This is a genomic window from Streptomyces sp. HSW2009 (genome assembly GCF_040240285.1).
GTDB lineage: Bacteria > Actinomycetota > Actinomycetes > Streptomycetales > Streptomycetaceae > Streptomyces.
Genome location: NZ_JBEHZD010000936.1, coordinates 1 through 1,723 on the forward strand (window position 1 = coordinate 1; position 1,723 = coordinate 1,723).

Annotated in this window: 1 protein-coding gene and 1 pseudogene; both read left to right on the top strand. The window is 73.1% G+C overall.

The features are described 5' to 3' along the window. The first annotated feature begins 207 nt into the window (after nucleotides 1-207). A complete protein-coding gene (locus AAHZ94_RS33660) occupies nucleotides 208-1,341 on the top strand; it encodes an Rv3626c family coenzyme F420 biosynthesis-associated protein (protein ID WP_349997492.1) in 1,134 nt (377 codons plus the stop codon). Nucleotides 1,342-1,521: 180 nt separating this feature from the next. Then, nucleotides 1,522-1,723, top strand: a pseudogene (locus AAHZ94_RS33665) (tRNA lysidine(34) synthetase TilS); the annotation flags it as partial.

Sequence of the window (1,723 nt, forward strand, 5' to 3'; positions counted from 1 at the left end):
CGGGGGTCGCCGCCGCGCGCCACACCCGCCCCCGCCCGCCACCCGCCCCCCGCGCGCCGTCCCGCGGGGCGCCCCCGTGCCGCCGGGGGGGCGGGGGGGGCCCGCGCGGGCCACCGGGGGTGCGCGGGTCGCGCGGCGGATGTCCGTCAGGCGAACGGAAACATCGTTCGCTACCCCACACGGGGAACGCCCACGTACCGTGAAGCCATGACGAGCATCGGTGGTGTCGAGATGGTCGACTGGAACCTCGCGGTAGCGACCGCGACCCGGTTCGCGCGGTCGGGTCCCGAAGTGAGCCAGGACGAGGCGCGGACGGTGGTCCAGGAGCTGCGCCGGCACGCCAAGGCGTCCGAGGAGCACGTGCGCGCCTTCACCCGGATGGCGCCGGCCGGTGACGCGGACACCCCGGTCCTGGTCGTGGACCGGGCCGGCTGGGTGCGGGCCAACGTCGAGGGGTTCCGCGCGGTGCTCGGCCCGCTGCTCGACAAGATGCAGAGCCGCCGCGCCAGCACCCCGGGCGGCGCCGGGCTCGGCGCCGTCGGCGGCAAGGTCACCGGCGTCGAACTCGGCATGCTGCTGTCGTTCCTGTCCTCCCGGGTGCTCGGCCAGTACGAGACGTTCGCACCGCCGAGCCGCGACCTGCCGGGCGGCGCGGGCGGCGGCCGGCTGCTGCTCGTCGCCCCCAACATCGTGCACGTCGAGCGCGAACTGGACGTGGCCCCGCACGACTTCCGGCTCTGGGTGTGCCTGCACGAGGAGACGCACCGCACCCAGTTCACGGCCGTGCCCTGGCTCCGGGACCACCTGGAGTCCGAGATCCAGGCGTTCCTCGGCGAGACCGACGTGGACCCGGCCACCCTCCTGGAGCGGCTGCGTGAGGCCGCCCAGTCGCTGACCGGAAACCGCCCCGAGCACCCCGACGGCGGCCCGGCCGAGCGCGGCGGGCGCAGCATCGTCGAGCTGGTGCAGACCCCGGCGCAGCGTGACATCCTGGCCAGGCTGACGGCCGTGATGTCGCTGCTCGAAGGCCATGCGGACTTCGTGATGGACGGCGTGGGCCCGGCCGTGGTGCCCTCGGTCGCCGAGATCAGGGAGAAGTTCCAAAAGCGCCGGGCCAGTGGCGCCGGCCGGCTCGATCAGGCGCTGCGCAAGCTGCTCGGCCTCGACGCCAAGCTGCGTCAGTACCGGGACGGCGAGCGGTTCGTACGGGCCGTGGTGGACGAGGTCGGCATGGACGGCTTCAACCGCGTCTGGACCTCCCCGAACACCCTCCCCACCAAGGCCGAGATCCACAAACCGGCGGACTGGGTCGCGAGGGTGCACCGTAGGGCAGAGTCGTAGCGCACGCACGCCAGGAGGCAGGAGAACGCTCACTTCATCACTCGTCTGAGGGACCCTCGGCAACGGGTAGGCGTGCGATGCTCGGGTAACAGCTCGGCTCTGTCACCATCTACATACTTAGCGTGACTGGAGCCCGCGTGGCTCCCGAGGCACCCCCCGAATGAAAGATGGGAAACGGACATGGGTCCCCATCCAGCGGTCGCCGCGATACGCCTGGCGGTTCGCCGCGTACTCAACGACCTCATCAACGACGTCGACCTCCACCCCACACCCCGCCCCGCGCCCGCCGCGTTCGGCCGTCCGCGCGCCGCGCACGGCCAGGCCGCCGGGCCCGACGCGCCCCCCCGCCGGGCGCGTATACACAACAACGCGCCCACCACAC

Bases quoted from the DNA above. Each gene is read 5' to 3' on its own strand.
- AAHZ94_RS33660 (WP_349997492.1), top strand. From the start codon at position 208: ATGACGAGCATCGGTGGTGTCGAGATGGTCGACTGGAACCTCGCGGTA.